General features: G+C 70.1%; 27 protein-coding genes. 18 read left to right on the forward strand and 9 right to left on the reverse strand.

Annotation, left to right across the window (positions count from 1 at the left end; genetic code table 11):
• Nucleotides 1-46 precede the first annotated feature (46 nt).
• Nucleotides 47-3,961 (reverse strand): polarized growth protein Scy, encoded by a 3,915-nt coding sequence (gene scy, locus OHT76_RS29430; protein WP_328873871.1) that lies wholly within the window; start codon nucleotides 3,959-3,961, stop codon nucleotides 47-49.
• Nucleotides 3,962-4,171: 210 nt separating this feature from the next.
• On the reverse strand, nucleotides 4,172-4,612 hold the full coding sequence (gene mce, locus OHT76_RS29435) for a methylmalonyl-CoA epimerase (protein ID WP_328873872.1): 441 nt from the start codon (nucleotides 4,610-4,612) through the stop codon (nucleotides 4,172-4,174).
• Nucleotides 4,613-4,759: 147 nt separating this feature from the next.
• Here mce and OHT76_RS29440 point away from each other — a divergent pair, with 147 nt between their 5' ends.
• Both OHT76_RS29440 and meaB read left to right on the forward strand, forming a co-directional pair.
• A complete protein-coding gene (locus OHT76_RS29440; RefSeq protein ID WP_328873873.1) occupies nucleotides 4,760-5,953 on the forward strand; it encodes an acetyl-CoA C-acetyltransferase in 1,194 nt (397 codons plus the stop codon).
• Between the two features lie 32 nt (nucleotides 5,954-5,985).
• Nucleotides 5,986-6,942 carry a methylmalonyl Co-A mutase-associated GTPase MeaB gene (meaB, locus tag OHT76_RS29445; RefSeq protein WP_328873874.1) on the forward strand — a complete coding sequence of 319 codons (957 nt, stop codon included), beginning with the start codon at nucleotides 5,986-5,988 and terminating at the stop codon, nucleotides 6,940-6,942.
• 62 nt (nucleotides 6,943-7,004) lie between these two features.
• On the opposite strand, the gene OHT76_RS29450 is transcribed toward meaB, so the two are convergent.
• Entirely contained in the window at nucleotides 7,005-7,661 is a 657-nt protein-coding gene (locus OHT76_RS29450; protein WP_328873875.1) for a PepSY domain-containing protein, read from the reverse strand.
• A gap of 120 nt (nucleotides 7,662-7,781) precedes the next feature.
• Here OHT76_RS29450 and OHT76_RS29455 point away from each other — a divergent pair, with 120 nt between their 5' ends.
• Together OHT76_RS29455 and OHT76_RS29460 are read left to right on the forward strand one after the other, a co-directional pair.
• Nucleotides 7,782-8,450: a response regulator transcription factor gene (locus tag OHT76_RS29455; RefSeq protein ID WP_328873876.1), complete on the forward strand. Its 669-nt coding sequence runs from the start codon at nucleotides 7,782-7,784 to the stop codon at nucleotides 8,448-8,450.
• Nucleotides 8,447-9,853, forward strand: coding sequence for a sensor histidine kinase (locus OHT76_RS29460; RefSeq protein WP_328873877.1), 1,407 nt, complete (start codon nucleotides 8,447-8,449; stop codon nucleotides 9,851-9,853). Before OHT76_RS29455 ends, OHT76_RS29460 begins: the two co-directional genes overlap by 4 nt.
• Nucleotides 9,854-9,868: 15 nt before the next feature.
• On the opposite strand, the gene OHT76_RS29465 is transcribed toward OHT76_RS29460, so the two are convergent.
• The 4 genes from OHT76_RS29465 to OHT76_RS29480 all read right to left on the reverse strand — a co-directional run bounded on the left by OHT76_RS29465 (nucleotide 9,869) and on the right by OHT76_RS29480 (nucleotide 12,516).
• Nucleotides 9,869-10,345, reverse strand: coding sequence for a MarR family winged helix-turn-helix transcriptional regulator (locus tag OHT76_RS29465; RefSeq protein ID WP_328873878.1), 477 nt, complete (start codon nucleotides 10,343-10,345; stop codon nucleotides 9,869-9,871).
• A 95-nt stretch (nucleotides 10,346-10,440) separates the two neighbouring features.
• A complete protein-coding gene (locus OHT76_RS29470; protein WP_328873879.1) occupies nucleotides 10,441-11,235 on the reverse strand; it encodes an AIM24 family protein in 795 nt (264 codons plus the stop codon).
• Entirely contained in the window at nucleotides 11,232-11,882 is a 651-nt protein-coding gene (locus OHT76_RS29475) for an AIM24 family protein (RefSeq protein WP_328873880.1), read from the reverse strand. Before OHT76_RS29475 ends, OHT76_RS29470 begins: the two co-directional genes overlap by 4 nt.
• Before the next feature lies 1 nt (nucleotide 11,883).
• The gene (locus OHT76_RS29480; RefSeq protein ID WP_328876649.1) at nucleotides 11,884-12,516 is read right to left on the reverse strand and encodes an AIM24 family protein; all 633 of its coding nucleotides are present in this window, start codon (nucleotides 12,514-12,516) and stop codon (nucleotides 11,884-11,886) included.
• Between the two features lie 203 nt (nucleotides 12,517-12,719).
• Here OHT76_RS29480 and OHT76_RS29485 point away from each other — a divergent pair, with 203 nt between their 5' ends.
• From OHT76_RS29485 to OHT76_RS29525, 9 genes are all read left to right on the forward strand, one after another.
• Nucleotides 12,720-13,067, forward strand: coding sequence for a DUF3817 domain-containing protein (locus OHT76_RS29485; protein WP_328873881.1), 348 nt, complete (start codon nucleotides 12,720-12,722; stop codon nucleotides 13,065-13,067).
• Nucleotides 13,064-13,357 (forward strand): MTH1187 family thiamine-binding protein, encoded by a 294-nt coding sequence (locus OHT76_RS29490; protein ID WP_328873882.1) that lies wholly within the window; start codon nucleotides 13,064-13,066, stop codon nucleotides 13,355-13,357. Before OHT76_RS29485 ends, OHT76_RS29490 begins: the two co-directional genes overlap by 4 nt.
• 251 nt (nucleotides 13,358-13,608) lie before the next feature.
• Complete coding sequence (locus OHT76_RS29495; RefSeq protein ID WP_328873883.1) at nucleotides 13,609-14,718, forward strand: SchA/CurD-like domain-containing protein; 1,110 nt, start codon at nucleotides 13,609-13,611, stop codon at nucleotides 14,716-14,718.
• A gap of 43 nt (nucleotides 14,719-14,761) precedes the next feature.
• Nucleotides 14,762-15,226 (forward strand): cupin domain-containing protein, encoded by a 465-nt coding sequence (locus tag OHT76_RS29500; RefSeq protein WP_328873884.1) that lies wholly within the window; start codon nucleotides 14,762-14,764, stop codon nucleotides 15,224-15,226.
• A complete protein-coding gene (locus OHT76_RS29505; RefSeq protein ID WP_328873885.1) occupies nucleotides 15,223-16,494 on the forward strand; it encodes a beta-ketoacyl-[acyl-carrier-protein] synthase family protein in 1,272 nt (423 codons plus the stop codon). Before OHT76_RS29500 ends, OHT76_RS29505 begins: the two co-directional genes overlap by 4 nt.
• Nucleotides 16,491-17,741 (forward strand): ketosynthase chain-length factor, encoded by a 1,251-nt coding sequence (locus OHT76_RS29510; protein ID WP_328873886.1) that lies wholly within the window; start codon nucleotides 16,491-16,493, stop codon nucleotides 17,739-17,741. The genes OHT76_RS29505 and OHT76_RS29510 overlap by 4 nt, the downstream gene beginning before the upstream one ends.
• Before the next feature lie 19 nt (nucleotides 17,742-17,760).
• Nucleotides 17,761-18,027, forward strand: a complete 267-nt coding sequence (locus OHT76_RS29515; protein ID WP_328873887.1) for an acyl carrier protein — start codon at nucleotides 17,761-17,763, stop codon at nucleotides 18,025-18,027.
• A 1-nt stretch (nucleotide 18,028) separates the two neighbouring features.
• On the forward strand, nucleotides 18,029-18,484 hold the full coding sequence (locus OHT76_RS29520; RefSeq protein ID WP_328873888.1) for an SRPBCC family protein: 456 nt from the start codon (nucleotides 18,029-18,031) through the stop codon (nucleotides 18,482-18,484).
• Nucleotides 18,469-18,792 carry a TcmI family type II polyketide cyclase gene (locus tag OHT76_RS29525; RefSeq protein ID WP_328873889.1) on the forward strand — a complete coding sequence of 108 codons (324 nt, stop codon included), beginning with the start codon at nucleotides 18,469-18,471 and terminating at the stop codon, nucleotides 18,790-18,792. The genes OHT76_RS29520 and OHT76_RS29525 overlap by 16 nt, the downstream gene beginning before the upstream one ends.
• 63 nt (nucleotides 18,793-18,855) lie before the next feature.
• Here the strand turns inward: OHT76_RS29525 and OHT76_RS29530 are convergent, their stop codons facing one another.
• Together OHT76_RS29530 and OHT76_RS29535 are read right to left on the reverse strand one after the other, a co-directional pair.
• Nucleotides 18,856-19,821 (reverse strand): amidohydrolase family protein, encoded by a 966-nt coding sequence (locus OHT76_RS29530; protein ID WP_328873890.1) that lies wholly within the window; start codon nucleotides 19,819-19,821, stop codon nucleotides 18,856-18,858.
• Nucleotides 19,822-19,864: 43 nt separating this feature from the next.
• Nucleotides 19,865-21,529 (reverse strand): FAD-dependent oxidoreductase, encoded by a 1,665-nt coding sequence (locus OHT76_RS29535; protein WP_443049848.1) that lies wholly within the window; start codon nucleotides 21,527-21,529, stop codon nucleotides 19,865-19,867.
• Nucleotides 21,530-21,640: 111 nt separating this feature from the next.
• Here OHT76_RS29535 and OHT76_RS29540 point away from each other — a divergent pair, with 111 nt between their 5' ends.
• From OHT76_RS29540 to OHT76_RS29560, 5 genes are all read left to right on the forward strand, one after another.
• Nucleotides 21,641-22,909, forward strand: a complete 1,269-nt coding sequence (locus tag OHT76_RS29540) for a cytochrome P450 family protein (protein ID WP_328873892.1) — start codon at nucleotides 21,641-21,643, stop codon at nucleotides 22,907-22,909.
• Nucleotides 22,906-23,235, forward strand: coding sequence for an antibiotic biosynthesis monooxygenase family protein (locus OHT76_RS29545; protein ID WP_328873893.1), 330 nt, complete (start codon nucleotides 22,906-22,908; stop codon nucleotides 23,233-23,235). Before OHT76_RS29540 ends, OHT76_RS29545 begins: the two co-directional genes overlap by 4 nt.
• A 64-nt stretch (nucleotides 23,236-23,299) precedes the next feature.
• Entirely contained in the window at nucleotides 23,300-23,809 is a 510-nt protein-coding gene (locus OHT76_RS29550; protein ID WP_328873894.1) for a MarR family winged helix-turn-helix transcriptional regulator, read from the forward strand.
• 54 nt (nucleotides 23,810-23,863) lie between these two features.
• Nucleotides 23,864-24,196, forward strand: coding sequence for a DUF3817 domain-containing protein (locus OHT76_RS29555; protein ID WP_328873895.1), 333 nt, complete (start codon nucleotides 23,864-23,866; stop codon nucleotides 24,194-24,196).
• Nucleotides 24,197-24,272: 76 nt separating this feature from the next.
• On the forward strand, nucleotides 24,273-25,973 hold the full coding sequence (locus OHT76_RS29560) for an acyl-CoA mutase large subunit family protein (protein WP_328873896.1): 1,701 nt from the start codon (nucleotides 24,273-24,275) through the stop codon (nucleotides 25,971-25,973).
• Nucleotides 25,974-25,982: the final 9 nt, after the last annotated feature.

Below are 25,982 nucleotides of genomic sequence, written 5' to 3' on the forward strand. Positions count from 1 at the left end.
AAAGTTGGGCAAAGGCCCCAGAAGACACCGGAATCGCTTCGCCTGGCTAGCTCTCCGGCGACTTGCCACCCGATCGGGGGGCGCCGACCGTGGCGCCGGCCTTGACGCCGTTGTCCTTGCCGGCCGCCGGGGCCTCAAAAGACTCCAACGCCTCCAACACGTCCTGGACACGGGAGATCTCGGCGTTGATGTCCTCGCGCCGGCGCACAAGCACCTCCAGCTCGCGCTTGCCCTCCTCGACCGTCCGCTTGGCCTCGCGGATCGCCTCGGCCCGAAGCTCCTCGGCCTCCTTGACCAGCGAGGACTTCTTCTGCTCGGCCTCCTTGAGCAGCCCCTCGGCCTTCTTCACCGCGGCGATCCGGACCTTGCCCGCCTCGGAGTTGGCCTCCGAGACCAGCTCCTTCGCCTTCGCCTGGGCCTTTTCCAGCTGCTCCTCGGCCGCCTTGATGAGCGCGTCGCAGCGGTCGCCGGTCGACTTCATCGTCTCGGCGGCCTCGCGGCGGGCCCGCTCGTGCAGCTCTTCGATCTCGCTCGTGATGCGGTCGCGCAGCTCCTCCGCGCGCTCCCTTATCGCGGTGGCGTCCCGGCGGGCGCCGACGAGCAGCTCGTCCGCGTCCGTACGGGCCTTCTCCACCCGGGAGTTGCCCTCGACCGTCGCCTCCGCGACCAGCCGGTCGGCCTCCTTGCGGGCGGCGCCCACCATGGTGTCGGCCTGCGCCTCCGCCTCCGCGGTCGTCTTCAGCGCCTGCTTCTGCGACTCGGAGAGCAGCTTGTCGGCCTCGGCGGCGGTCTCCGAGATCAGCTTGTCGACCTGCTCCGCGGCCTCCGAGCGCCGCTTGTTGGCGGCCTTGCGGGCCTCGTCCAGGGTCCGCTCGGACTCCTCGCGCGCGGCCGCGGTGACCCGCTCGGCCTCCGCCAGCGCCTCGGCCTTCATCCGCTGCGACTCGCTGCGGATCCGCTCGGAGTGCTGTTGCGCGGAGCCCACCGTCTCGGCGGCCTCGGCCCGCAGCCGCTCGGCCTCGCCGGTGGCGTCCGAGAGCAGCTGCTCGGCCTGCGCGACCGACTCGGCGCGGAGCCGCTCGGCCTCCTCGATCGCCTCGGTGCGTACCCGCTCGGCCTCGGCGACCGTCTCGGTCCGCAGCCGGTCGGTGTCGGTGACCGTCTCGGTGGTGAGCCGCTCCGCCTCCGAACGCGCCTCGGTGATGAGGGTGTCGGCCTGCGTCGCCGCGTCCGAGCGGATGCGGTTGGCGTCCTCGCGGGCGTCCGCCCGGGTGCGCGCCGCCGCCTGATCGGCCTCGGCGACGGTGTCCGAGGCCTGTGTCCGCGCCCGCTGGGCGTGCTCGGACGCGTCGGCGCGCAGCCGCTCCGCCTCCGCGATGGCCTCCGACACCGTGCGCTCGGCCAGCGCCTTGGCGGCGTCCGTCTCCTCCGCCGCCTCGCGCCGGATCCGGCCCGCGTCCTGAGAGGCCCGCTCCCGCTCGGCGTATGCGTCGCCGCGGACCCGGTCCGCCTCTTCCTCGGCCTCGCGCCGGGTACGGTCCGCCACGTGTTCGGCGGCATTGCGCAGCCCCTGGATCTCCTCCTGGGCCTGCTCGTGCAGCCCGGCGACCGAGTCCCGCACCTGCTGCGCGTGCTGCTCGGCCGCGGAGACCATCTCGCTCGCGCGCCGGTCCGCCTCCTCGACCAGCCTGAGCGCCTCGGTCTGCGCCTCCTCCACGCGCTTGCGCGCCGAGGCCAGCAGTTCCTCGCTCTGCTCGCGGGCCCGCTCGCGCTCCTGGTCCGCCTCCTGGCGGGCGGAGCCGAGGAGTTCCTCGGCCTCGCGCCGACGCCGTACGGCCTCCTCCTGGGCTGCGGCCAGCGTCTCCGACGCCTCGGTCGCAAGACGCTCGGCGGCGGCCTGCGCCTCCGCGCGCATCCGGTCCGCGCTGTCCTGAGCCTCCGACTTCAGCCGCTCCGCCTCGGCGGCGGCCTCCGAGCGCAGACGTACGGCGATGGCCTCGCCCTCCGCGCGGGAAGCGGACGCGTCGGAGGCGGCCTCGGTGCGCAGCCGTTCGGCCTCCGCCTCGGCCTGCTGCTGGAGGGTGCGGATCCGCTCGGCGGACTCCGCGCGCAGCCGCTCGGACTCCTCGGCGGCCTCGCGCCGGATCCGGGAGGCCTCCTCACGGGCCTCCGTCAACGCCTGCTCGGCGGCGGTGACCCGCTGCTCGGCCTCCGTCTGAAGCCGGGTCAGACCCTCGGCGGCCTCCGCGCGACGGGCCTCTATGGCCTGCTCGGTCTCCTCGCGCAGCTCACGCGCGGCCCGCTCCGCCTCGTCGCGGATGCCCTCGGCCTGCTCGATGACCTCGGCGCGATGCCGCTCGGCCTCCTGCCGGGTGCGCTCCAGCGTCTCCTCGGCCTGCCGGCGCAGCGTCGTGGCGCGCTCGATGGCCTCGGTACGGACCTTCTCGCTGTCCGCCGTCGCGCCCTGGCGCAACTCGTCCGCGTCCGCCTTGGCCTTCGCCAGCAGTTCCTCGGCGGTCTTGGCCGCCTCCTCGATCTGCTGGACGGCCTCCTTGCGGGCCTCCGCGCGGATCTTCTCGCCCTCGGCGACCGCGTCGGCGCGCAGCTGCTCGGCGTCCCCGCGCAGTCGGCGGGCCTCCTCCTGCAGCTCGACCGTCTTGGCGCGGTACTCCTTGGTGTCGTCCTTCGCCGCGCCCTTGAGCTGCTCGGCGATGTCATGCGCCTCGGCGCGCAGCCGGTCCGCCTCGGTCTCCGCCTCCCGGCGGATCCGCTCGGCCTCCTCGGTCGCGGCCTTGGTGGTGTTCTGCGCGTCCTCCTGCGCCTTGTTGAGGACGTCCTCGGCGGTCTTGGCCGCCTTCGACAGCTGGGTCGCGCTCTCCTCGGCGGTGAGCGTACGAGCCTTCTCGGCGGCCTCCGCCAGGACCTTCTCGGCCTCGGCGCGGGCGTCCGCGACGACCTGCTCGGCCTCCGCCTTGGTCGCCTCGGCCTCCTTGGTGGCCTCGCTGACCAGCCGGGCGACCTGCTCCTTTGCCGTACGGGTGCGCTGCTCGTTGGCCGACTCGGCGCTGCTGAGCGCCTTGCCCGCGGCCGCCTCGGCCTCGGTGAGGACCTTCTCGGCCTCGGACCGCGCCTTGCGCAGCGCCTCCTCGGCCTCCGCCATGCGCTGCTCGGCGGCCCGGCTCAGCTCGGTGGCCTGGCGGCGGGCGGTGTCCGACTCGGTGGCGGTGGAGGTACGGAGCTGTTCGGCGTGGTCGGTGGCCTCCTGGGCCTGGGTGGAGGCGGCGTTCAGCAGCCGCTCGGCGTCGGTACGAGCCCGCCGTAGCAACTGCTCGGCCTCCGCGCGGGCGGCCTCGGCCTCGCTCTGCAGGCGCTGGCGGGCCTCCGCGGTGACCCGCTCGGCCTCCGCGCGGGCCGCCGCCATGGCCTGCTCGGCCTCCGTGCGGGACTCGTCGAGGAGCCGGCGGGCCTGGGACTCGCTGCGGGCGCGCAGCTGCTCGGCCCACGCCACGTTCTCGTTGACATGCGATTCGACGGTCTGCCGGCGCTCGGCCAGCTCCTGGTCGAGCTGCTGACGACGGGTGACCGCCTCCTGGTGCAGCTCCGCCTGGAGCCGTGCGGCCTGCTCGGCGTGCTCCTGGAGGATGCGCTGGGTCTGCGCCCGGGCCTGGCTCAGCTCGCGCTCGGCGTCCTGCCGCAGCTGGTCGGCCTGGATCTGCGCGTTCCGCAGCAGTTGCTCGGCCTGATAGCCGATGTCGCCGCCGCCGAAATCGGGCCGGGACATGACGGTGCGCCGCGCCTCGTGCAACTTGGCGCGCAGCACCTCGACCTGGTAGCCGAGGTCCTCGGCGTGCTGGATCGCCTTTTCCCGCTCGGTCTTCAGCCGATCCATCTCGGCCTCGAACCGAGAGAGGTGGTCGACGTCAGCCGCCGGCTCTCGCTCCTGGCGTTCGTAGCCCCGCACTGCGCGGTCCCATCCGTCCCCTGGTCGCAAGTCTCTCCGTACGAGCTCCGTCCATCCGCCGAACGGGGCCCCCGGGGAATGGTGTCAGATCAACGGCGGAGCATGGGCTGCTGCCCGCCGCTCGTACCCCCGAAACCCGGACCCCGGCCCGCGGTCGAGCGCCCGAGAGCGACGACCGCCCCCAACCCTACCGGCCCATATGTACGAGGGTCAGTGCTCAGGTGACTCAACAGGCGCCGAAGTGACCAGTTCTGTCAGTACGCCATGGCAATCCTTGGGGTGCAGGAAGGTGATACGTGACCCCATGGAGCCGATTCGGGGCTCCTCGTACAGAACGCGTACGCCCTTGCTCTTGATGTCCGCGGCGTCCCCGTCCACGTCCGCCGTACCGAAGGCGATGTGGTGCACGCCCTCGCCGTTCTTGGCGAGCCACTTCGCGACGGTGGAGTCCTCGCGGGTGGGCTCCAGGAGCTGGAGGTAGGACGCCCCGCCGTCGGACGTATCGTTGATCTTGAGCATGGCCTCGCGCACGCCCTGCTCCTCGTTGACCTCGGAGTGGAACACCTCGAAGCCGTAGGTGGCCCGGTAGAACTCGACGGTCTTGTCGAGGTCGAAGCAGGCGATCCCGATGTGGTCGATTCGCGTCAGCATGCTGTTAGTGCAGCGCTCCGGAGGTGGTTACGCAACGTGCCAGCGATCACACCGACAGCCCGGTGACGGCACGGAGTGCCATCAGTACATTCGAAGTAAACCCTCGTTCACTCCTCGGCTGTACAGGCTGGAAGGGGATCGCACGACATGTCTTCCGCAACTTCGGTAATCGTCGCGGGCGCGCGTACGCCCATGGGCCGGTTGCTCGGCTCACTCAAGTCCTTCTCGGGAGCCGACCTCGGCGGCTTCGCGATCAAGGCCGCCCTCGACCGTGCGGGGATCGGTGGCGACCAGGTGCAGTACGTGATCATGGGCCAGGTCCTGCAGGCCGGCGCGGGCCAGATCCCGGCCCGTCAGGCGGCCGTGAAGGCCGGTATCCCGATGAGCGTCCCGGCGCTCACCATCAACAAGGTCTGTCTCTCCGGCCTCGACGCCATCGCGCTCGCGGACCAGCTGATCCGCGCGGGCGAGTTCGACATCGTCGTCGCGGGCGGCCAGGAGTCGATGACGAACGCCCCGCACCTCCTGCCCAAGTCCCGTGAGGGCTTCAAGTACGGCGCCATCGAGATGCTCGACGCGATGGCCTACGACGGTCTGACCGACCCGTGGGAGAACATCCCCATGGGCCAGTCGACGGAGAAGCACAACACCCGCCTCGGTATCGCCCGCCCCGAGCAGGACGAGATCGCCGCCCTCTCCCACCAGCGCGCCGCGGCCGCCCAGAAGAACGGCATCTTCGAGGCCGAGATCACCCCGATCGAGATCCCGCAGCGCAAGGGCGAGCCGGTCGTCTTCAGCAAGGACGAGGGCATCCGCGCGGAGACCACCGCCGAGTCGCTGTCGAAGCTGCGTCCGGCGTTCGCGAAGGACGGCACGATCACGGCGGGCTCGGCCTCGCAGATCTCCGACGGTGCGGCCGCGGTCGTCGTGATGAGCAAGGCGAAGGCGCAGGAGCTGGGCCTGGAGTGGATCGCCGAGATCGGCGCCCACGGCAATGTGGCGGGTCCGGACAACAGCCTTCAGTCGCAGCCCTCGAACGCGATTGCCCACGCCCTGAAGAAGGAGGGCCTTGAGGCCTCCGACCTCGACCTGATCGAGATCAACGAGGCGTTCGCGGCCGTCGCGGTCCAGTCAATGAAGGACCTCGGGGTGTCCACGGAAAAGGTGAACGTCAACGGCGGTGCGATTGCCCTGGGGCACCCGATCGGCATGTCGGGTGCGCGGCTTGTACTGCACCTGGCGCTGGAGCTGAAGCGCCGGGGTGGTGGCGTGGGCGCTGCCGCGCTGTGCGGTGGTGGTGGTCAGGGTGACGCGCTGATCGTGCGGGTACCCAAGGCCTGAACTGTCTGTTCCTCTGTGAGATCGGAGCTGTGATGCAGGACGTCTCCACGCTGGTGGCCCAGGCCAGGGAGGGCAGGCCGCGGGCCGTGGCTCGCCTGATCTCCCTGGTGGAGGGGGCGTCCCCGCAGCTCAGGGAGGTCATGGCGACACTCGCGCCGCTGACGGGTGGGGCGTACGTGGTCGGCCTGACCGGTTCCCCGGGGGTCGGCAAGTCGACGACGACGTCCGCCCTGGTGACGGCGTACCGCAAGCAGGGCAAGCGGGTCGGGGTGCTTGCGGTGGATCCGTCGTCGCCGTTCTCGGGGGGTGCGCTGCTGGGCGACCGCGTGCGGATGTCGGAACACTCCTCCGACCCGGGCGTCTACATCCGCTCGATGGCGACGCGCGGCCACCTGGGCGGTCTGGCCTGGTCCGCCCCGCAGGCGATCAGGGTCCTGGACGCGGCGGGCTGTGACGTGATCCTGGTCGAGACGGTCGGGGTGGGGCAGTCGGAGGTGGAGATTGCGTCGCAGGCGGATACGTCGGTGGTGCTGCTGGCTCCGGGGATGGGCGACGGCATCCAGGCGGCGAAGGCCGGGATCCTGGAGATCGGCGATGTGTATGTCGTCAACAAGGCCGACCGGGACGGAGCGGACGCGACCGCTCGCGAGCTGAACCACATGCTGGGCCTGGGCGAGTCCCGCGGCCCCGGCGACTGGCGGCCGCCGATCGTGAAGACGGTCGCGGCCCGTGCCGAGGGCATCGACGAGGTCGTCGAGGCGCTGGAGAAGCACCGGGCGTGGATGGAGGAGCACGGAGTCCTCGCGGAGCGCCGCCAGGCCCGGGCCTCCCGTGAGGTGGAGACGATCGCGGTGACGGCCCTGCGGGAGCGGATCGGCGACCTGCACGGCGACCGGCGCCTCGGCGCATTGGCGGAACGGATCGTGGCTGGTGACTTGGACCCGTACAGGGCGGCGGACGAACTGGTTGAGGGCCTGACGCGCGGCTAGGCGGACGGACTTCGAACGCCGGAGGGGCTGAATTCAGCCCCTCCGGCGTTCGAGGAACGCTGTCAGTCGTCCGAGTCGTCCGAGTCGTCCGAGTCGTCCGAGTCGTCGTCATTCCGGTCGTCGTTCCGGTCCGCCGTGACCTTGGCCGTCTTCAGGTCGACGTTCCAGCTGTGCTCCGCGCCCCGCGCGTCCTCCGTCTCCACGTCCCAGCTCGTCGTGCGGTCGTCGTCGTCCAGGTCCAGCGACGTGACGAAGCCCTTCGCCGCGGCGGCCTCGGCCGCGTCCCGGGCCGTGATGCCCTTCAGGGCGGCCCCGTCTTCGTCGGCGTCATCGTCGGTGTCCGTGTGCGTCCCGAGGATCTTGCCCGTCGTCAGGTCCACCCCGACCGTGTACGACGTCGTCCCCTGACCCAGGATCTCGATCTCCCAGCCGCGGTGGTCGTCATCGGAGTCGTCGGAGTCATCGAGGTCCGCCGACACCGCCGTACCCGGCCGCTCCTTCAGCGCCGCCTCGATCGCCTCCACAGCCGTCACCTTCGCCGTCCGAGCCTCCGCGGAGTCGTCGTCCTTCAGCTCCACCGTCCGCTGCGAATCCCCCTTCGCCGCGGTGGTCGTCGACGTCGTACGCGCGTCGTCGTCGCCGCCCGCGAAGGCGACCGCGGTGCCTCCGCCCACCAGGGCGGCCGCAGCGACGGTGGCGATGACGATGTTGCGCTTCATGTGTCCTCCAGAGTGATCGGGTCGATCGCTTTCGACGGACCAAACACTCCGTCACCCCACCTGAAGCCACCCTGAACCCACCTGAAGATCACTTCAGCTTCGCTCTGCCACCCTTGCCCCATGCGCCTGCTGATCGTCGAGGACGAGAAACGTCTTGCCCTGTCCCTGGCCAAGGGGCTGTCGGCCGAGGGCTACGCCGTGGACGTGGTCCATGACGGGCTGGAGGGGCTGCATCGGGCGAGCGAGTCGCCGTACGACCTCGTGATCCTCGACATCATGCTGCCCGGCATGAACGGCTACCGCGTCTGCTCCGCCCTGCGCGCCGCCGGCAACGACGTACCGATCCTGATGCTCACCGCCAAGGACGGCGAGTACGACGAGGCGGAGGGGCTGGACACGGGTGCGGACGACTACCTGACCAAGCCGTTCTCGTACGTCGTTCTCGTCGCCCGCGTCAAGGCGCTGCTGCGGCGCCGTGGACAGGGCGCCGGGGCCTCGCCCGTGCACATCCACGGCGACCTCAAGGTCGACACCGCCGCCCGCCGGGTGTTCCTCGGTGACGAGGAAGTCACCCTCACCGCCAAGGAGTTCGCGGTCCTGGAGCAGCTCGTGACGCGGGCCGGACAGGTGGTGTCCAAGGCCGAGATCCTGGAGCACGTCTGGGACTTCGCGTACGAGGGCGACCCCAACATCGTCGAGGTGTACGTCAGCACCCTGCGCCGCAAGCTGCGCGCCGGGCTCATCCGGACGGTCCGGGGCGCCGGTTACCGGCTGGAGACGGAACGATGAGAAGGCTCTTCGGCTCGGTCCGGTCGCGGGCCACGCTCGGCGCCACCCTCGTCGTCGCGGTGGCCCTGCTGGCGGCGGGCGCCGCCGTCCTGCTGTCCCTGCGGTCCAATCTGATGGACCAGGCGGGGACCAGGGCGGAGCGCACGGCGCGGAACATCGCCGCCCAGCTCGCCTCCGGACAGGCGTACAACGACCTGGACCTGGACGACGAGACGCCGATCCAGGTCGTCGACGCGAGCGGCACCCTGGTCGCGGCCGGCGATGATCTGGAGCGGATCAGCGGGACGGGGACGGACGAGGTCACCCCCCGGCCGGGGGCCGACCCCACCACCGGTGGCGACGACGAAGACGACGATGACGACGTCTCCCTCGAACCCGGCGAGATCGCCGAGGAGGCCGACTTCACCGACGGCTCGGCGACCATCGACGGCACGCCCGAGGACTACCGGTTCGCCGCGGTCCAGGTCGACGCCGGTGACCGGGGTCAGTTCACTGTCACCGCCGGTGGCTCCCTGGACGCCGAGCAGAGCGCGGTGAACACCGCGACCACCGCCATGCTGGTCGGCTTCCCGCTGCTGCTCGGTGTCGTCGCGGCCGTGACCTGGCTGGTCACCCGGCGGGCCCTGCGCCCGGTGGAGGGCATCCGGCGGGAGATGGCCGAGATCACCGCCTCCGAGGATCTGTCGCGGCGGGTGCCGGAGCCGGGCACGCACGACGAGGTCGCCCGGCTGGCCCGGACCACCAACGAGACCCTCTCCGCCCTGGAGACCTCCGTCGAACGCCAGCGCCGCTTCGTCGCCGACGCCTCCCACGAACTGCGCAGCCCGATCGCCTCCCTGCGCACCCAGCTCGAAGTGGCCGCCGCCCACCCGGAGTTCCTGGACCTGGACGGGGCGGTCGAGGACACCGTACGGCTACAACATCTCGCCGCCGACCTGCTGTTGCTCGCCCGACTCGACGCGGGGGAGCGGCCCACCGACGCACGGGTGGATCTCGCCGCGCTGGCCGAGGAGGAGGCCGAAGGGAGGGCCGGGGTGACGGTGTCGGCGGACCGGCCGGTGGAAGTGGCCGGATCCCGGGGGCAATTGGGACGAGTGCTCGCCAATCTGCTGAACAACGCCGGCCGGCACGCCCGTTCCGCGATCACCGTGACCGTCCGCGGAGAAGGGGACCGGGCCGTCGTCCAGGTCGCCGACGACGGGGACGGCGTGGCCGAGGCCGACCGGGAGCGGATCTTCGAGCGATTCGTACGGCTGGACGAGGCCCGCAGTCGTGACGACGGCGGTGCCGGTCTCGGCCTCGCCATCGCCCGCGACGTCGCCGAGCGCCACGGCGGCACACTCACGGTGCGCGAAGCGCCGACAGGCGGAGCTCTTTTCGAGCTCCGCCTGCCTATCGCCTAAGAGCCCAAGAGGAGGTCAGGGGCGGCCGCGCTGTCCGCGCAGATGCTCTGCGATCGGCTTCAGCGCCTTGCTGAGCTCGGTGAGTGCCTCGGGGGAGAGCAGGTCGATGAAGTGCCTGCGCACGGACGCCACATGGTGTGGCGAGACCTTCTTCATCGTCTCCATGCCGTGCTCGGTGAGGACGGCGTAGAGCCCACGGCGGTCGGACTCGCAGTTCTCGCGGCGGACCAGGTTCGCGTTCTCCATGCGCGTGATCTGGTGGGAGAGGCGGCTCTTGGACTGCAGGGTGGCCGACGCGAGGTCGCTCATCCGCATCCGTACGTCCTCCGACTCGGAGAGGTTCACCAGGATCTCGTAGTCGTTCATTGTCAGGCCGAACGGCTGCAGGTCCTTTTCGAGCTGGTACGTCAACAGCCTGTTGACCTCCAGGTGGGTGCGCCAGGCGCACTGCTCCGCATCGGTCAGCCAGCGCGTGGCCGTCTCGGTCTCCATAAATGAAGTCTACCTAAAATGTTGAAAAGCGAACTAGTGAGGGCGGTGTGACAGTGCGCACGCGTTCGAAGTCGTCACACTCCGCAGACTACCGCTCACAGCCCGAAGCGACGCTGGAGGTCCCCCAGCTGTCCGGGAAGGCGCGGTGCGGCGCCTTGCTGTGAGCCACCTGTCGAACCACCACTTCCGGGCACCCCCGCCTGGTGCGGAATCGCCCCTGTCGCCTGCTCGGCCATGAGCGCCTCGGAGGACTGCAGGAGCACTGTGCCGGCTCCCACGAACTCGAACTGGTGCTCCTCTCCGGAGGCCCCTCCAAGGCCTGTCATTGCACGTAGACCGCCCATCAGGCCGGTCATATAGCCGTAGTCGTAGTGATGGCACGGCGAGGGACAGTCGGCCCAGCCGACGAGCGCCTGCGGATCCACCCGGATCGGGGGTTCCATGAACACCACCGGACCGTTAGATGCGGCCACGAACTTTCCGGTTCCGACCAGCGTCAGAAAACCCGGCACGATCGACTGCTTCAGCGCGAGACTTGGCTGAAAAGCGAGCAGGTTGCCTGAGCGAATGGTCAGGTTGCCGTCTTCGAGGTCGTACGAATTCACATCGAAGGCCCGGTCGGCGAGGAGCATCTTGCCCGAGCCCTCGGCCACGACCCAGTCGCTCGCGTGCAGAGGCGAATGGAAGGACGTACGGACGAGGCGGTCCAGTCGGCCGTGTCCGATGCCGTTGAAGTCCATCGAGCCGTAGTAGGCGATCATCTTCCCCTTCTGCAGGAACCACTGGCTCCCTTTGAGCTCGACGCAGAAGGTGTAGTTGTTGACGTTGTCGTCGGACGGCAGGGTCATCGGGTCGTGGACCACGGGACCCGCACCCGGGTAGGTGCTCACAGCTTCTCCTCCGAGGCCTGGACGTACACCGCACCGCTGCCGCTGAGCTCCAGCTGGAAGGCCTCGCCGGAGCCCCGGCCCACCATGTCCCGCCAGCCGAGCGCGGTCGACAGCTTGTTGCGTACGTCGCCGTGGTGGGCGACGTAGGCCTGCGGGTCGACATGGACCGGGCGTTGGGGGGTGATGGGGATCTCCAGGACGCCGCCGTGCGCCATGACGGCGACCGAGCCGTGTCCCTTCAGGGTCGTGGTGAACAGTCCCTGGCCGGTGACCTGGCCGCGGACCATGCCCATCACGCCGCCCTGGGAGCCCATGAACATCGTGCCCTGCTCCAGGGTGCCCTCGAAGGCCAGCAGGCGGTCCGCCTCGACGTACAGGGTGTCGCCGGTGAGGCCGATCACCTGGACGTGGTGGCCGCCGTGCCCGAACAGGACGGTGCCGCTGCCCTCGACGGTCATCAGCGGGGTCGCCTCATTGGCCACCCGGCGTCCGATCATCGACATCAGTCCGCCCTGGCCGCCCGAGGTGTTGGGGGTGAAGGACACCTCGCCCTTGTAGGCGAGCATCGCGCCCCGCTGGCTGAACAGCCGTTGCCCGGGCAGGACGGTCGCCTCGACCATCTTGGAGTTGATCTCACGCAAGGCCATGTCACACATCCCCCGCGATCGTGTTCCGCTCGCTCGGCTGTACGTAGACCAGGCCGTCGCCCTCGAACCGGATCTGGAAGGCCTCGCCGCCGCCCTCGCCCATCAGCGTGCGGAAGGTGACGCCGGACTGGAAGGACTGGCGGAGGTTGCCCTGGTGGGCGATGTACGCCCCGGGGTCGACGGTCAGCGGGTACTGCGCGCTCACCCGCAGCACGACCGCCGGGCCGTCCGAGGTGATCGCCGCCTGTCCGTGCCCTTCCACGGTCGTGGTGAACAGGCCGTTGCCCTGCGAGGCGCCGCGCAGGCCGGTGAAGGAGGTGCCGGTTCTCAGGCCCCCGTCCGTCGCGAGCAGATTGCTCGACTCCACGTACAGCTTGTCCCCCTGGAGGCCCACGAGGTTGATTTCGGACGCCCGGTCCGCGAACCAGCAGGTCCCGTGCCCCTTGACCTCCATCACCGTCATCTGCTCGCCGGTGATGCGCCGGGTCACCATGCCGCGGATGCCCTCGCCACCCCCGCTCAGCTTCTTGAACGCCATCTGTCCGTCGTACGCGACCATCGAGCCGTTCTTCGCCTTCACGGCGTCCCCGGTCATCTCGACGGCGAGCACCTTGCTGCCTTGAACTCGGAACATCGCCACGCAGCGAAGGTAGCGGCGAGGGGGCTGCCGCCAACAGAGCCCGTGGGTGGAGATGGACCCTGAATGTCCCCTTAGGTGCGGTGCGCGGGTGGTTCCATGGGCCCCCGGCCCGGACCACCCCCGGCCGTTTGCCACAATGGACGAACGTTTGTGCTTGCGTTCACAAACCTCGACGTCTCTCCCACCGAAGGTGACCCGTGGACATCAAGACCGCCACCGCCCTCCGCCGCCTCCGCCTCGTCTCCGCGCCCGAGGCGGTCTCCTTTCTGCTGCTGCTCACATGCTCGGTGCTCAAGCGCACGACGGAATTCGACGCAGTGCGGCCCATGGGGTACATCCACGGCGTCCTGTTCATCCTGTACGTGATCTTCTGGGCGGACGCCTGGAACCGTGCGAAGTGGCCGCTGAAGACCGGCGTCATCTACTTCGTGCTCGCAGTCCTGCCCACCGGCGGCTTCTTCGCCGAGCGCATGCTCAAGCGCGAGGCCGAGGATGCGGTCATCGCCTCCCGTGCCCGCCAGGAGGGCGCGGTCAAGACCTCATGATCGTCGCCTTCTCCGTGACACCGCTCGGTGTCGGCGAGGACGTGGGGGAGTACGTCGCCGACGCCGTCCGTGTGGTCCGCGAGTCCGGCCTGCCGCATCGCACCGACGCGATGTTCACCTCGATCGAGGGCGAGTGGGACGAGGTCATGGACGTCGTGAAGCGCGCGGTCGCCGCCGTGGAGGCACGCGCCCCGCGCGTGTCCCTGGTCCTCAAGGCGGACATCCGGCCCTCAGTGACGGACGGTCTCACCTCCAAGGTGGAGACGGTGGAGCGGTACCTCGCCCAGTAGCGAGTTTCAAGTTCCCGTGGTGAACGGGGACTTCGAAGGCGCCCTCGACTACGAGGGCGCCTTTCGCGTCCTCCGGCTGTGCTCGCGCGAAGCCATCCCGGCCTGCCCGGCGGGCAGTTCCCTCCTTTGGCCCGCACGGCTCGCGGACCCCAGGGCCCTGACCCACGATGAAGCCTCAGGGCCGAAACCCGCGTTCGCGCTGGTGGACAGGGACGGCCGCCGCTTGCTCCCGCGAAGGAAGTGTCCGAAGGATGACCACTTCGCCCTACACGTCGCAGTCGGCGTTCGACGGCTCCAGGATGCGCGTCCTCCTGCTCGTCGACCTCCATGAAGGCGCGCAGCAGCAGTTCCTGGACGCGTACGAGCAGATGCGTGACCGAGTCGCCTCGGTTCCCGGTCACCTCGGCGACCAGTTGTGCCAGTCCGTGGAGAACCCCTCCCAGTGGGTGATCACGAGCGAATGGGCGACCGCCCCGCCCTACCTCGCCTGGGTGAACAGCGAAGAGCATCTCGAGACGGTCCGGCCGCTGCAGAACTGCGTCCGTGAGCTCCGCTCGATGCGGTACGGCATCGTCCGTGAAACCGGCGGCGACCGGCCCCGGACCGGCGCGCTCCAGTCGGCCGTACGGGTGGGCGACGGCGTGATCCGCCACGCCCTGACCTTCACCGTGAAGCCCGGCTCCGAGTCCAAGGTCGCCGAGATCCTCGCCGGCTACGCCCCGCCCGAGGCCCGCGTCGACGACACCACGCGGCTGCGCCGCACCACCCTGTTCATGCACGGCAACCGCGTGGTGCGCACCGTCGAGGTGGAGGGCGACCTGATGGCGGCCCTGCGCCATGTCTCCCGCCAGCCCGAGGTGCGGGCCGTCGAGGAGGCCATCAACCCGTACCTGGAGCAGGACCGCGACCTCACCGACCCCGAGTCCGCGCGGACCTTCTTCATCCGTGCCGCCATGCCGCCGGTCCACCACGTGGCGCGCGGCGGCCCGGAGCCGTCCGACATCAGGCGGCACGCCCTCTACTACCCGGCCAAAGAGGGCTGTGGGATGGCGCTGGCCCGGTATCTCGCACGACAGGACGAGGCAGCCGCGGCCGCCCCCGCCTCCCCCGTGCACCGCAGCACCGTCTTCCAGCGCGAGGACATCGTCGTCCGCCTCATCGACGTACAAGGTGATCCCGAGACCGATCCGGTCACGGCGCTCGGCATCCACGGCCCGAGGAAGGCAGCCGTGCTGGCACGGCTGCTCGACGGCGCGACGCTCGGCGTCACCGGACGGCTCATCGGCGAACGGGACGCCCACCGCCTCCTGGCGCACGCCGGCATGTCGCTGATCACCGACCGCAGGGCTGCGCAGTCCTGACGGCGCAGGGCCCACCCTCACCGACCGACCTGGAGACAGAACCATGGACAAGATGCGCCCGCGCGTCGTGGACGCCAACGAGATCGAGCCCAACCGCAAGCGCGGCGGTGACCTGCGCACCCTGCTCACCCCTGTCACGGTGGGCGCCACGAGCGGCTTCATGGGCCTGGCCATCATGCGGCCCGGCGAACGCATCAGCGAGCACTACCACCCGTACTCCGAGGAGTTCGTGTACGTAGTCGAGGGTCGGCTGGAGGTCGACCTGGATGGAGAAACGTTTTCTCTCCGGGCCGACCAGGGCCTCATGATCCCCATCGACATGCGGCACCGCTTCCGCAACGTCGGTGACGAGGAGGCCCGGATGGTCTTCCACCTCAGCCCGCTCGCGCCCAAGCCGAGCCTCGGTCACGTCGACACGGAGGCCCCGGAGATCAGCGACGACCTCAAGCCGTACCCGCTGGTCCAGGAGGAGGGTGCGCAGCCGGAACGCCCAGGAGTGCTGTCATGACCCGGCGCGTGGCGGTCACCGGCGTAGGCGTGGTCGCCCCCGGCGGGATCGGAGTGCCCGCGTTCTGGGACCTCCTGTCCAACGGCCGTACGGCGACCCGAGGCATCACCCTGTTCAACCCCGAGGGCCTGCGCTCCCGGATAGCCGCCGAGTGCGACTTCGACCCCCTCGCGCACGGCCTGGACCCCGAGGCCGTCCAACGCGCCGACCGGTACATACAGTTCGCGCTCGTCGCCGCCGAGGAGGCCGTGACCGACAGCGGTGTCGACTTCGCCGCCGAGGACCCCTGGCGCGTCGCCGTGTCCCTGGGCAGCGCGGTGGGCGGCACGACCCGCTTGGAGCACGACTACGTCCTCGTCAGCGAGCGCGGCAGCCGCTGGGACGTCGACCACCACGCCGCCGAGCCCCGGCTGCACCGGGCGTTCTCGCCCAGCACGCTGGCGGCCGACGTCGCCGAACGGTTCGGCGCCCAGGGCCCGGTGCAGACCGTGTCCACCGGCTGCACCTCCGGCCTCGACGCCGTGGGCTACGCCTTCCACACCATCGAGGAGGGCCGCGCCGAGATCTGCCTCGCCGGGGCGTCCGACTCCCCGATCTCCCCGATCACCATGGCCTGCTTCGACGCCATCAAGGCCACGTCGCCCAACAACGACGACCCGGAGCACGCCTCCCGCCCCTTCGACGCCCACCGCGACGGCTTCGTCATGGGCGAGGGCGCCGCCGTCCTCGTCCTGGAGGAGCTGGAGCACGCCCGCGCGCGGGGCGCGCACATCTACTGCGAGATCGGCGGCTACGCCACCTTCGGCAACGCTTACCACATGACCGGTCTGACCAGTGAGGGCCTGGAGATGGCACGGGCCATCGACGACACCCTCGACCACGCGCGCGTGGACCCCACGGAGATCGACTACGTCAACGCGCACGGCTCCGGCACCCGTCAGAACGACCGGCACGAGACCGCCGCCGTCAAGAAGTCGCTGGGCGCCCACGCCTACGACACGCCCATGAGCTCGATCAAGTCCATGGTGGGCCACTCGCTCGGCGCGATCGGCGCGATCGAGGTGGTGGCCTGTGTACTCGCGCTGGCCCGGCAGGTGGTGCCGCCGACGGCGAACTACGAGACCCCGGACCCCGAGTGCGACCTGGACTACGTCCCGCGCACCGCACGCTCCCGCCGGCTCGACAACGTGCTCTCCGTGGGCAGCGGCTTCGGCGGGTTCCAGTCCGCGGTGCTCCTGACGGGGCCGAACGGGAGGAGACGACGGTGAGTAGTCAACGCGCCCGGCACACCGCCATCACGGGGATCGGTGTGGTCGCGCCCAACGGTCTGCATGCCGACACCTACTGGAAGAACGTCAAGGAGGGCACGAGCGTCCTCGACCGGGTCACCCGGGAGGGCTGCGAGCACCTGCCGCTCCGCGTCGCGGGCGAGGTCCGCGGATTCGATCCGTCGGCGCTGATCGAGGAGACCTTCCTCGTCCAGACCGACAAGTTCACCCACTTCGCACTCGCGGCCGCCGACGCCGCCCTGAAGGACGCGGGGCTGAGCGAGTCCGCCTGGGCCGACGCGCCGCACTCCGTCGGAGTCGTCACCGCGGCCGGGTCCGGCGGCGGCGAGTTCGGCCAGCGCGAGCTGCAGAAGCTGTGGGGACAGGGCCCGCGGTTCGTCGGGCCCTACCAGTCCATCGCCTGGTTCTACGCGGCCAGCACCGGCCAGATATCCATCCGCAAGGGCTTCAAGGGCCCCTGCGGGGTGGTGGCCAGCGACGAGGCGGGCGGCCTGGACGCCGTCGCCCACGCCGCCCGGGTCGTGCGGCGCGGGACGGACGTGGTCGTCGTCGGCGCGGCCGAGGCACCCCTCGCCCCGTACTCGGGGGTCTGCCAGCTCGGCTACCCCGAGCTCAGCACCGAGGCCGACCCGGCCCGCGCCTACCGCCCCTTCACCTCGGCGGCCTGCGGTTTCGTGCCCGCCGAGGGCGGTGCCGTGCTGGTCGTGGAGGACCTGGACCGGGCCCGGCGCCGGGACACAGCGGTCCGCGCCACCGTGGCCGGACACGCGGCCACCTTCACCGGCGCCTCACGCTGGGACCGTTCGCGGGAAGGGCTCGCGCAGGCCATCCGCGGCGCCCTTGACGAGGCCGGCTGCGCACCGGAGGAGATCGACGTGGTCTTCGCCGACGCGATGGGCGTGCCCGAGGCGGACCGCGCCGAGGCACTCGCCCTCGCCGACGCCCTCGGCCCGCACGGCACCCGCGTGCCGGTCACGGCGCCCAAGACCGGCATCGGGCGGTCGTACTGCGGGGCGCCGCTGCTGGACATCGTGGCCGCCGTACAGGCCATGGAGCACGGGCAGATACCGCCGACGCCGGGCGTCTTCGACATCTGCCACGACATCGACCTGGTGACCGCCACGGCACGCCCGGCCGAGGTGCGCACGGCCCTGGTCCTCAGCCGGGGACTCATGGGCTCCAACGCGGCGCTCGTCCTGCGTCGAGGTTCCGGATCCGCCGCATAGAACGACAAGGAGAACCCTCATGACCACCGAAGCGACCCAACTGACCTTCGAGGAACTGGCCGCGCTGATGAAGAAGGCCGCCGGCGTGACCGTCGACCCGCACGAGCTCGAGCGCCGTGCGGACGCCCCCTTCGCCGACTTCGGGCTGGACTCGCTCGGCCTCCTCGGCGTCGTCGGCGAGCTGGAGAACCGGCACGGCCGGGCGCTGCCCACCGACGCGGAGCGCTGCAAGAGCCCCCGCGCCTTCCTCGCGCTGGTCGACGGCGCCCTCACGAGGGGGGCCTGAAGTGGCCGGACACACCGAGAACGAGATCACCATCGCCGCCCCCGTCGACCTCGTCTGGGACATGACGAACGACCTGGAGCGGTGGCCCCAGCTGTTCAGCGAGTACGCCTCCTGCGAGGTGCTCTCCCGCGAGGGCGACACGGTGACCTTCCGCCTGACCATGCACCCCGACGAGAACGGCAAGGTGTGGAGCTGGGTCTCGGAGCGGGTCGCCGACCGCGAGAAGCTCGTCGTGCGCGCCCGCCGGGTCGAGACCGGCCCCTTCGAGTACATGAACATCGTGTGGGAGTACGAGGAGACCCCGGCCGGCACCCGGATGCACTGGACGCAGGACTTCGCCATGAAGCCCGACGCCCCGGTCGACGACGCCGGGATGACGGACATCATCAACCGCAACTCGCCCATCCAGATGGCCCTCATCCGCGACCGGGTGGAGGCGGCATGCACCACGCACTGATCGTCGCCAGGATGGCCCCCCAGTCGGCCAAGGACATCGCCGGCGTCTTCGCGGACTCCGACCGCGGCGAACTTCCGCACCTCGTCGGCGTGACCCAGCGCTCCCTGTTCCAGTTCGGCGATGTGTACATGCACTTCATCGAGTCCGAGCAGGACCCCGGTCCGGCCATCGCGAAGGTGACCGGACACCCCGAGTTCGTCGACATCAGCAAGCGGCTCGAAGCCTTCGTCAGCCCGTACGACCCGCAGACCTGGCAGAGCCCGAAGGACGCGATGGCCCGGTGCTTCTACCACTGGGAAAGGCACTGAGCGATACGCCGAAGGCCGCCGCCCGCGCTCACCGAGCGCGGGCGGCGGCCTTTCTGCGTCCGGCTACTGGCGCGCGAGCCCCGGCATCAGCCGCAGCGCGTTCTCCCGGTTGATGCCCTGGAGCTGGGCCTTTGAGAGACAGGGGTCGCTGTCCAGGGCCGGCGTCACGCTGTCGATGAGGACATGCGCGGGGGTGGGCGGCCAGTCGGTGCCGAAGAGGATGCGGTCCGGGTCCACCGTGGCCAGCAGGGTCGGCGTGGCCGACGGGGACATGGGGCCCGCCGTGTCGAAGTAGAACCGGTGCAGGTGGTCACGGACCCGGCCGGGCTCGATCGGCGGGTCGATACGCCCGCCGAAGAGGTCGAGCCGGGTGGCCATGTAGGGCAGGAAGCCCCCTCCGTGCGGCAGGATGAAGCTGAGGTTCGGATAGCGGTCCAGGGTGCCGTTCCGGATGAGGTTGATGGCCGCGCGTGTGGTGTCCAGCAGGAAATCGCACACGAAGGGCGGCATCCCCGGCAGGCCCGCGGCGCCGTCCTTGCCCGCCGGTACGTCCATGGGGTGCGTGCTGATGACCGCGGACCGCTCGTTCAGCTCCTGGAGCAGCCGGTCGTGCGACGGGTCGCCGAGGAAGACGCCGTCCATGCTCGTGCGCGTGCTCACCCCGATGGCACCGAGCTCGTCGAGGCCGTATTGGACGCTCCACGAGGACAGCTCCAGGTCGTCGAGGAAGACGGGCGTGAAGAACGCGAACCGCGCGGGGTGGGCCTCCACCACGTCGGCCGCCGCCCGCAGGGCGACCCGCGCGCTCTCCTGACGCTCGGCGCGCTCTCGGAGCCGGCCCAGCATCGCGACCGTCATGACGGAGGTGCCGATGCCCGTCTTGTCCATGATCTCCAGCGCCGCCGTCAGGTCCCAGCGGGTCCACCAGGGCAGCTTCTCGCGGTTGACGACACCTCGTTCCTCCGCCCAGTCCAGCCAGGCCGGGGCGGTGAAGTGGTGATGGACGTCGATGCGTCCGGTAAGGGTCATAGGGGCGTCCTCGTCGTTCGGATGGGGGGTGGGACAGCGGCGTTCAGTCGCGGCAGAGCACGCTCTTCAGCACGTTCGTCAGGACGCGGTCGGCGTCCGGCATCGCGGCGTCCGCCCGCCAGGCGACGAAACCGTCCGGGCGTACGAGCACGGCACCGTCCTCGGCGGTGCCGTGCAACTCCGCCCAGTCGGCGTCCCGTTCGGGGGCGAGGTCGTGGTCGGGCCCCGTACCGACGAGGTACGCCTCGACGGGGGCGCCCAGATTCATGGACGCCTTCTCCACCGCGGTCCGCCACTTCTGCCCCCCGGGCCCGGCGAGCAGCACGAAGGAACGCTCGTACAGGTCGAGCGTGGAGATCCTGGTGTCGTCCCGCACGACCCACATATGGGGTGCCCGGCTCCCCGGCTCGCCGCCCAGGTGGAAGGTGTCGGGGACGACCGGCCGCTCCGGCGGGGCGCCCACCACGGCGTTGGAGGCGTACCGATAGCACAGGGCGACGGTCATCAGGTCCGCCGGGTCGTTGTTGCGTCCGGCCGCGGAGCTGAACCCCGGGTGCTGTTCGTCGGCCGCCTGCACGCACGCGCGCGTGCCGGTGGCGAGGGCGACGGGCCGGCGTTCCAGCTCGTAGCTGTCGAGCAGCGACGGGCAGGCCCAGCCGCGCAGCACCGCCGCCAGCTTCCAGGCGAGGTTGTGGGCGTCCTGGATGCCGGTGTTGGAGCCGAACGCCCCGGTGGGCGGCATCTCGTGGGCCGAGTCGCCGGCCAGGAAGACCCGGCCCGCGCCGTAGCTGTTGGCGACCCGCTTCGAGGCGTGCCAGGGCGCCTTGCCGGTGATCTCAACGTCGATCTCGGGCACGCCGACGGCGGCGCGGATGTGCGTGGCCAGCCGCTGGTCGGTGAAGTCCGCCAACTCCTCACGCCGGTCGGGGTACCAGGGAACGTGGATCACCCAGCGCTCCTTGTTGTCCACCGGCAGCAGGGCGCCTTCGCCCTCGGGGTCGGTGACGTAGCAGACGACGAATCGTTCCTCTCCGACGTGGTTCTGCAGGGTCTTGCTGCGGAACGTGACGCTGACGTTGTGGAACAGCTCGCCGGGCCCCGACTGACCGATCCCCAGGTGGTTGCGGATGGGACTGCGGGGCCCGTCGGCGGCGACCAGGAAGCCGGCGTTCACGGTGTGGGTCTCGCCGGTGTCCCGGTTCCTGACCCGGGCCGTCACGCCGTCCGCGTGCTCCGTGAAGGAGAGCAGCTCCGAGCTGAAGCGGATGTCGGCGCCCTGCTCGCGGGCGTACTCCAGCAGCACCGGCTCGAGGTCGTTCTGGCTGCACAGGCACCAGTCCGAGGAACTCACCCGGGAGATGTCCATGCCGCCGGAGATGTCCCCGATGATCCAGCGGCGCTGCTGTCCGGTGAGGGTGTCCACCTGGAGAATGCCGCCGTTCCCGGCGAGCACGCTGGCCGCGTCACGGATGCGTGACTCCAGCCCGGCGGTCCGGTAGATCTCCATGGTGCGCACGTTGTTGCCGCGGCCGCGCGGGTGCGTCGATGTCGCGGCATGCCGCTCCACGAGCATGTGCTCGATTCCCAGGCGCCCCAGGAAAACCGAAGTGGAAAGACCCACCAGGGATCCGCCGACGATGAGAACTGGTACAGATTCCGCTTCGTGTCCGCTCACGTCGTCGATGTTTACCAAGTCCGACTGCCACACACACGTCGTACGGCGAGCTGACCCATATGGCGCAGCGCCGTTTGCGACGCGGTACCGCCCGGGAAACGGTGGCTCGTACCACGGAAATTCACGCCGACCCTGGGACCAGTCATGACGCAAGCGTTCGCATCCGAGGAATCCGAGGCACTGTCGCCCGAAGAAGCCGCGGCCGCGGCCTCGTCGTGCAGCCGGGAGTTCCGCGCCAACCCGCACCCCGTCTACGCCGCGCTCCGGGAGAAGGCGCCCGTGTGCCCGCTCTCGCCGCCGCACGGCGTCGAGACGTACCTGATCACGCGTTATGACGACGCCCGCGCGGCCCTGGCCGACCCCCGGCTGAGCAAGGACATGTACGGGGCCATCGACGCCTACCACCGCATCTTCGGTGACTCGTCGATCGCGCTGGACGACAACATGCTCTTCTCGGACCCGCCGAAGCACACCAGGCTCCGCCGGATCGTCGGCAGCACCTTCACTCCGAAAAGGGTGGAATCGCAGCGCTCGCGCGTCCAGCAGATCACCGAGGAACTCCTCGACCAGTGCCCGACGTCCGGGCCGGTGAATCTGCTCCCGGAATTCTGTTTCCCGCTGCCGCTCCACGTCATCTGTGAACTCCTGGGCGTCCCGGAGAACGAGCGCAAGCAGGCCCAGGATTGGTCCGCCACGGTCGCCCAGACCGGTTTCGGACCGGAGGCGAGAAAGAAACTGGAGATCGCCGAGGGCAATCTGCGCGACTATCTGGTCGACCTGTGCGCGCGAAAGCGCAGGGAGCCGGACTCGGGTCTGCTCAGCGCCCTCGTCACGGCCAAGGACGAGGAGGGCGCGCTCACCGACGGCGAACTCGTCTCGACCGCGTGGGTGCTGCTGTTCGCGGGCCACAAGTCGACGGCGTACCAGATCGGGAACGCGGTCTATCACCTGCTCAGCCGGCCGGAGCAGAAGGCGCTGGCCCTGCGGGACGCGAGCTCCATGTCCGCGGCCATCGAGGAGATCTTCCGGTTCGAGAGCTCCGTGGAGAACTCCACGTTCCGCTACGCCAAGGAAGACATCGTGCTGCGGGACACACTCATCCCCAAGGGCGCGCTCGTCCAGATCTCGATCACCGGCGCCAACCGCGACCCGGAGATGTTCGCCGAGCCGGGCGAGCTCGACGTCCAGCGCCCGAACGTCCAGGCCACGCATCTCGCCTTCGGCTCTGGACCGCACTACTGCGTCGGCGCCCCGCTGGCCCGCATGGAGATGCAGATCGCCCTGGGCACGCTCTTCGGACGCTTCCCCCGCATGGCACTCGCCGAGGCCCCCGAGGACGCGCGCTGGATGACCGTACCGTTCCCCGCCTTCCGAGGACTGGCCGAGCTTCCCGTCGTCCTCGACCCGTCGTGACCGCCCCCGCCGCCGCCCCGGCGCGGGTGCGGGTGATCCGGCTGCTGCGGGTGCGCGAGGGGATGGACGAGGAGTTCGTACGATCGTACGGAGACGTCCGCGCCGAAGCGGAGCTGTTCCCCGGGCACCTCGGCGAACAGCTGTGCTGCTCCCTGGACGACCCCGCCCAGTGGCTGCTCACCAGCGAGTGGGCCGACGCCGAGGCCATCCGGCGCTGGCGCACCGACTCCGCACACCGGGTCCTGGTCGAGCCGATGAACGCCTGTCTGCACGACGATCGGTGGACAGGGGTCTTCCACATCAGGGAGTCGACGGAGCGCGATTAGCGCGAGTGGACCGATGGGCGAGATGGGGCTGACCAGCATGTGACCGGCCGGTAAGGTCGGCTCCGTGCCGAAGCCGCTCAGTCTTCCCTTCGACCCCATCGCCCGCGCCGACGAACTCTGGAAGCAGCGCTGGGGAAACGTGCCGTCCATGGCCGCGATCACCTCGATCATGCGCGCCCAGCAGATCCTGCTCGCCGAGGTCGACGCGGTGGTCAAGCCGTACGGGCTGACCTTCGCGCGCTACGAGGCACTGGTGCTGCTCAACTTCTCCAAGGCCGGCGAGCTGCCGATGTCCAAGATCGGCGAGCGGCTGATGGTCCACCCCACGTCGGTGACGAACACCGTCGACCGGCTGGTCAGATCGGGCCTGGTGGACAAGCGGCCCAACCCCAACGACGGGCGCGGCACGCTCGCCTCCATCACCGACAAGGGGCGCGATGTGGTCGAGGCGGCCACCCGTGACCTGATGGCGATGGACTTCGGGCTAGGGGTCTACGACGCGGAGGAGTGCGCGGAGATCTTCGCGATGCTGCGGCCGCTGCGCATTGCAGCGCATGACTTCGAGGAGCAGTAGGGGCCGGTGGGGGTGGCGAAAGATCGCCCGGAACGTGCCGTTACGCTCGACGGCATGAAATCCAGCGTGCTGACCCGCTACCGCGTCATGGCGTACGTGACCGCCGTCATGCTGCTCGTGCTGTGTACCTGCATGGTGTTCAAGTACGGGTTCGACATGGGTGAGGATGTGACCCTCGCGGTCTCCCAGGTCCACGGCGTGCTCTACATCATCTACCTGGTCTTCGCCTTCGATCTGGGTTCCAAGGCGAGGTGGCCGTTCGGCAAGCTGCTGTGGGTGCTGCTGTCGGGGACGATCCCGTTCGCCGCGTTCTTCGTCGAGCGCAGGATTGCCCGCGAGACGCTGCCTTTGGTCAACGGCGTTCCGGGCGCTCCCGTCAAGGCGTAATCGCACACCGTCGTGAGTGACTGCTCACGGCGGTTTCCCATCGACATTTACTAGGACGTCCTAGTAAATTGAAGGTATGGACGCTGACGCCATCGAGGAGGGCCGCCGTCGCTGGCAGGCCCGGTACGACGCCGCGCGCAAGCGCGATGCTGACTTCACCACGCTCTCCGGGGACCCCGTGGAGCCGGTGTACGGCCCCCGCCCCGGGGACACCTATGACGGCTTCGAGCGGATCGGCTGGCCCGGGGAGTACCCCTACACGCGCGGGCTGTACCCGACCGGCTACCGCGGGCGTACCTGGACCATCCGCCAGTTCGCCGGGTTCGGCAATGCCGAGCAGACCAACGAGCGCTACAAGATGATCCTGGCCAACGGTGGCGGGGGCCTGTCCGTGGCCTTCGACATGCCGACGCTGATGGGCCGCGACTCCGACGACCCGCGCTCGCTCGGCGAGGTCGGCCACTGCGGGGTGGCGATCGACTCTGCGGCCGACATGGAGGTCCTGTTCAAGGGCATCCCGCTGGGCGATGTCACGACGTCGATGACGATCAGCGGTCCGGCCGTGCCGGTCTTCTGTATGTACCTGGTGGCGGCCGAGCGGCAGGGCGTGGACCCGTCCGTCCTCAACGGCACGCTCCAGACGGACATCTTCAAGGAGTACATCGCCCAGAAGGAGTGGCTCTTCCAGCCCGAGCCGCACCTTCGCCTCATCGGCGACCTCATGGAGTACTGCGCGGCCGGCATCCCCGCCTACAAGCCGCTGTCGGTCTCCGGCTACCACATCCGCGAGGCCGGGTCGACGGCCGCGCAGGAGCTGGCGTACACGCTGGCGGACGGCTTCGGATACGTAGAGCTGGGCCTGTCCCGTGGCCTGGACGTGGACGTCTTCGCCCCCGGCCTGTCGTTCTTCTTCGACGCGCACGTCGACTTCTTCGAGGAGATCGCCAAGTTCCGTGCGGCGCGGCGCATTTGGGCCCGGTGGATGCGGGACGTGTACGGCGCGAAGTCGGAGAAGGCGCAGTGGCTGCGCTTCCACACGCAGACGGCGGGTGTCTCGCTGACGGCGCAGCAGCCGTACAACAACGTGGTGCGTACGGCGGTGGAGGCGCTGGCGGCGGTGCTGGGCGGCACGAACTCGCTGCACACGAACGCGCTGGACGAGACGCTGGCGTTGCCGAGTGAGCAGGCGGCGGAGATCGCTCTGCGGACGCAGCAGGTGCTGATGGAGGAGACCGGCGTCGGCAACGTCGCGGATCCGCTGGGCGGTTCGTGGTACGTCGAGCAGTTGACGGACCGGATCGAGGCGGACGCGGAGAAGATCTTCGAGCAGATCAAGGAGCGGGGCCTGCGGGCGCACCCGGACGGGCGGCACCCGATCGGTCCGATCACCTCCGGCATCCTGCGGGGGATCGAGGACGGCTGGTTCACGGGCGAGATCGCCGAGTCCGCGTTCCAGTACCAGCGGGCGTTGGAGAAGGGCGACAAGCGGGTCGTCGGTGTGAACGTCCACCACGGGTCCGTCACCGGGGATCTGGAGATCCTGCGGGTGAGTCATGAGGTGGAGCGGGAGCAGGTGCGGGTGCTGGGCGGGCGTAAGTCGGCCCGGGACGAGGGCGCGGTGCGCTCGGCGCTTGACGCGATGCTTGCCGCTGCGCGGGACGGGTCCAACATGATCGAGCCGATGCTGGACGCGGTGCGGGCGGAGGCGACGCTGGGGGAGATCTGCGGGGTGCTGCGGGAGGAGTGGGGCGTCTATACCGAGCCTGCGGGGTTCTGAGCTGTGCAT

Origin of the sequence: Streptomyces sp. NBC_00287, assembly GCF_036173105.1 — a bacterium.
Taxonomy (GTDB): domain Bacteria; phylum Actinomycetota; class Actinomycetes; order Streptomycetales; family Streptomycetaceae; genus Streptomyces.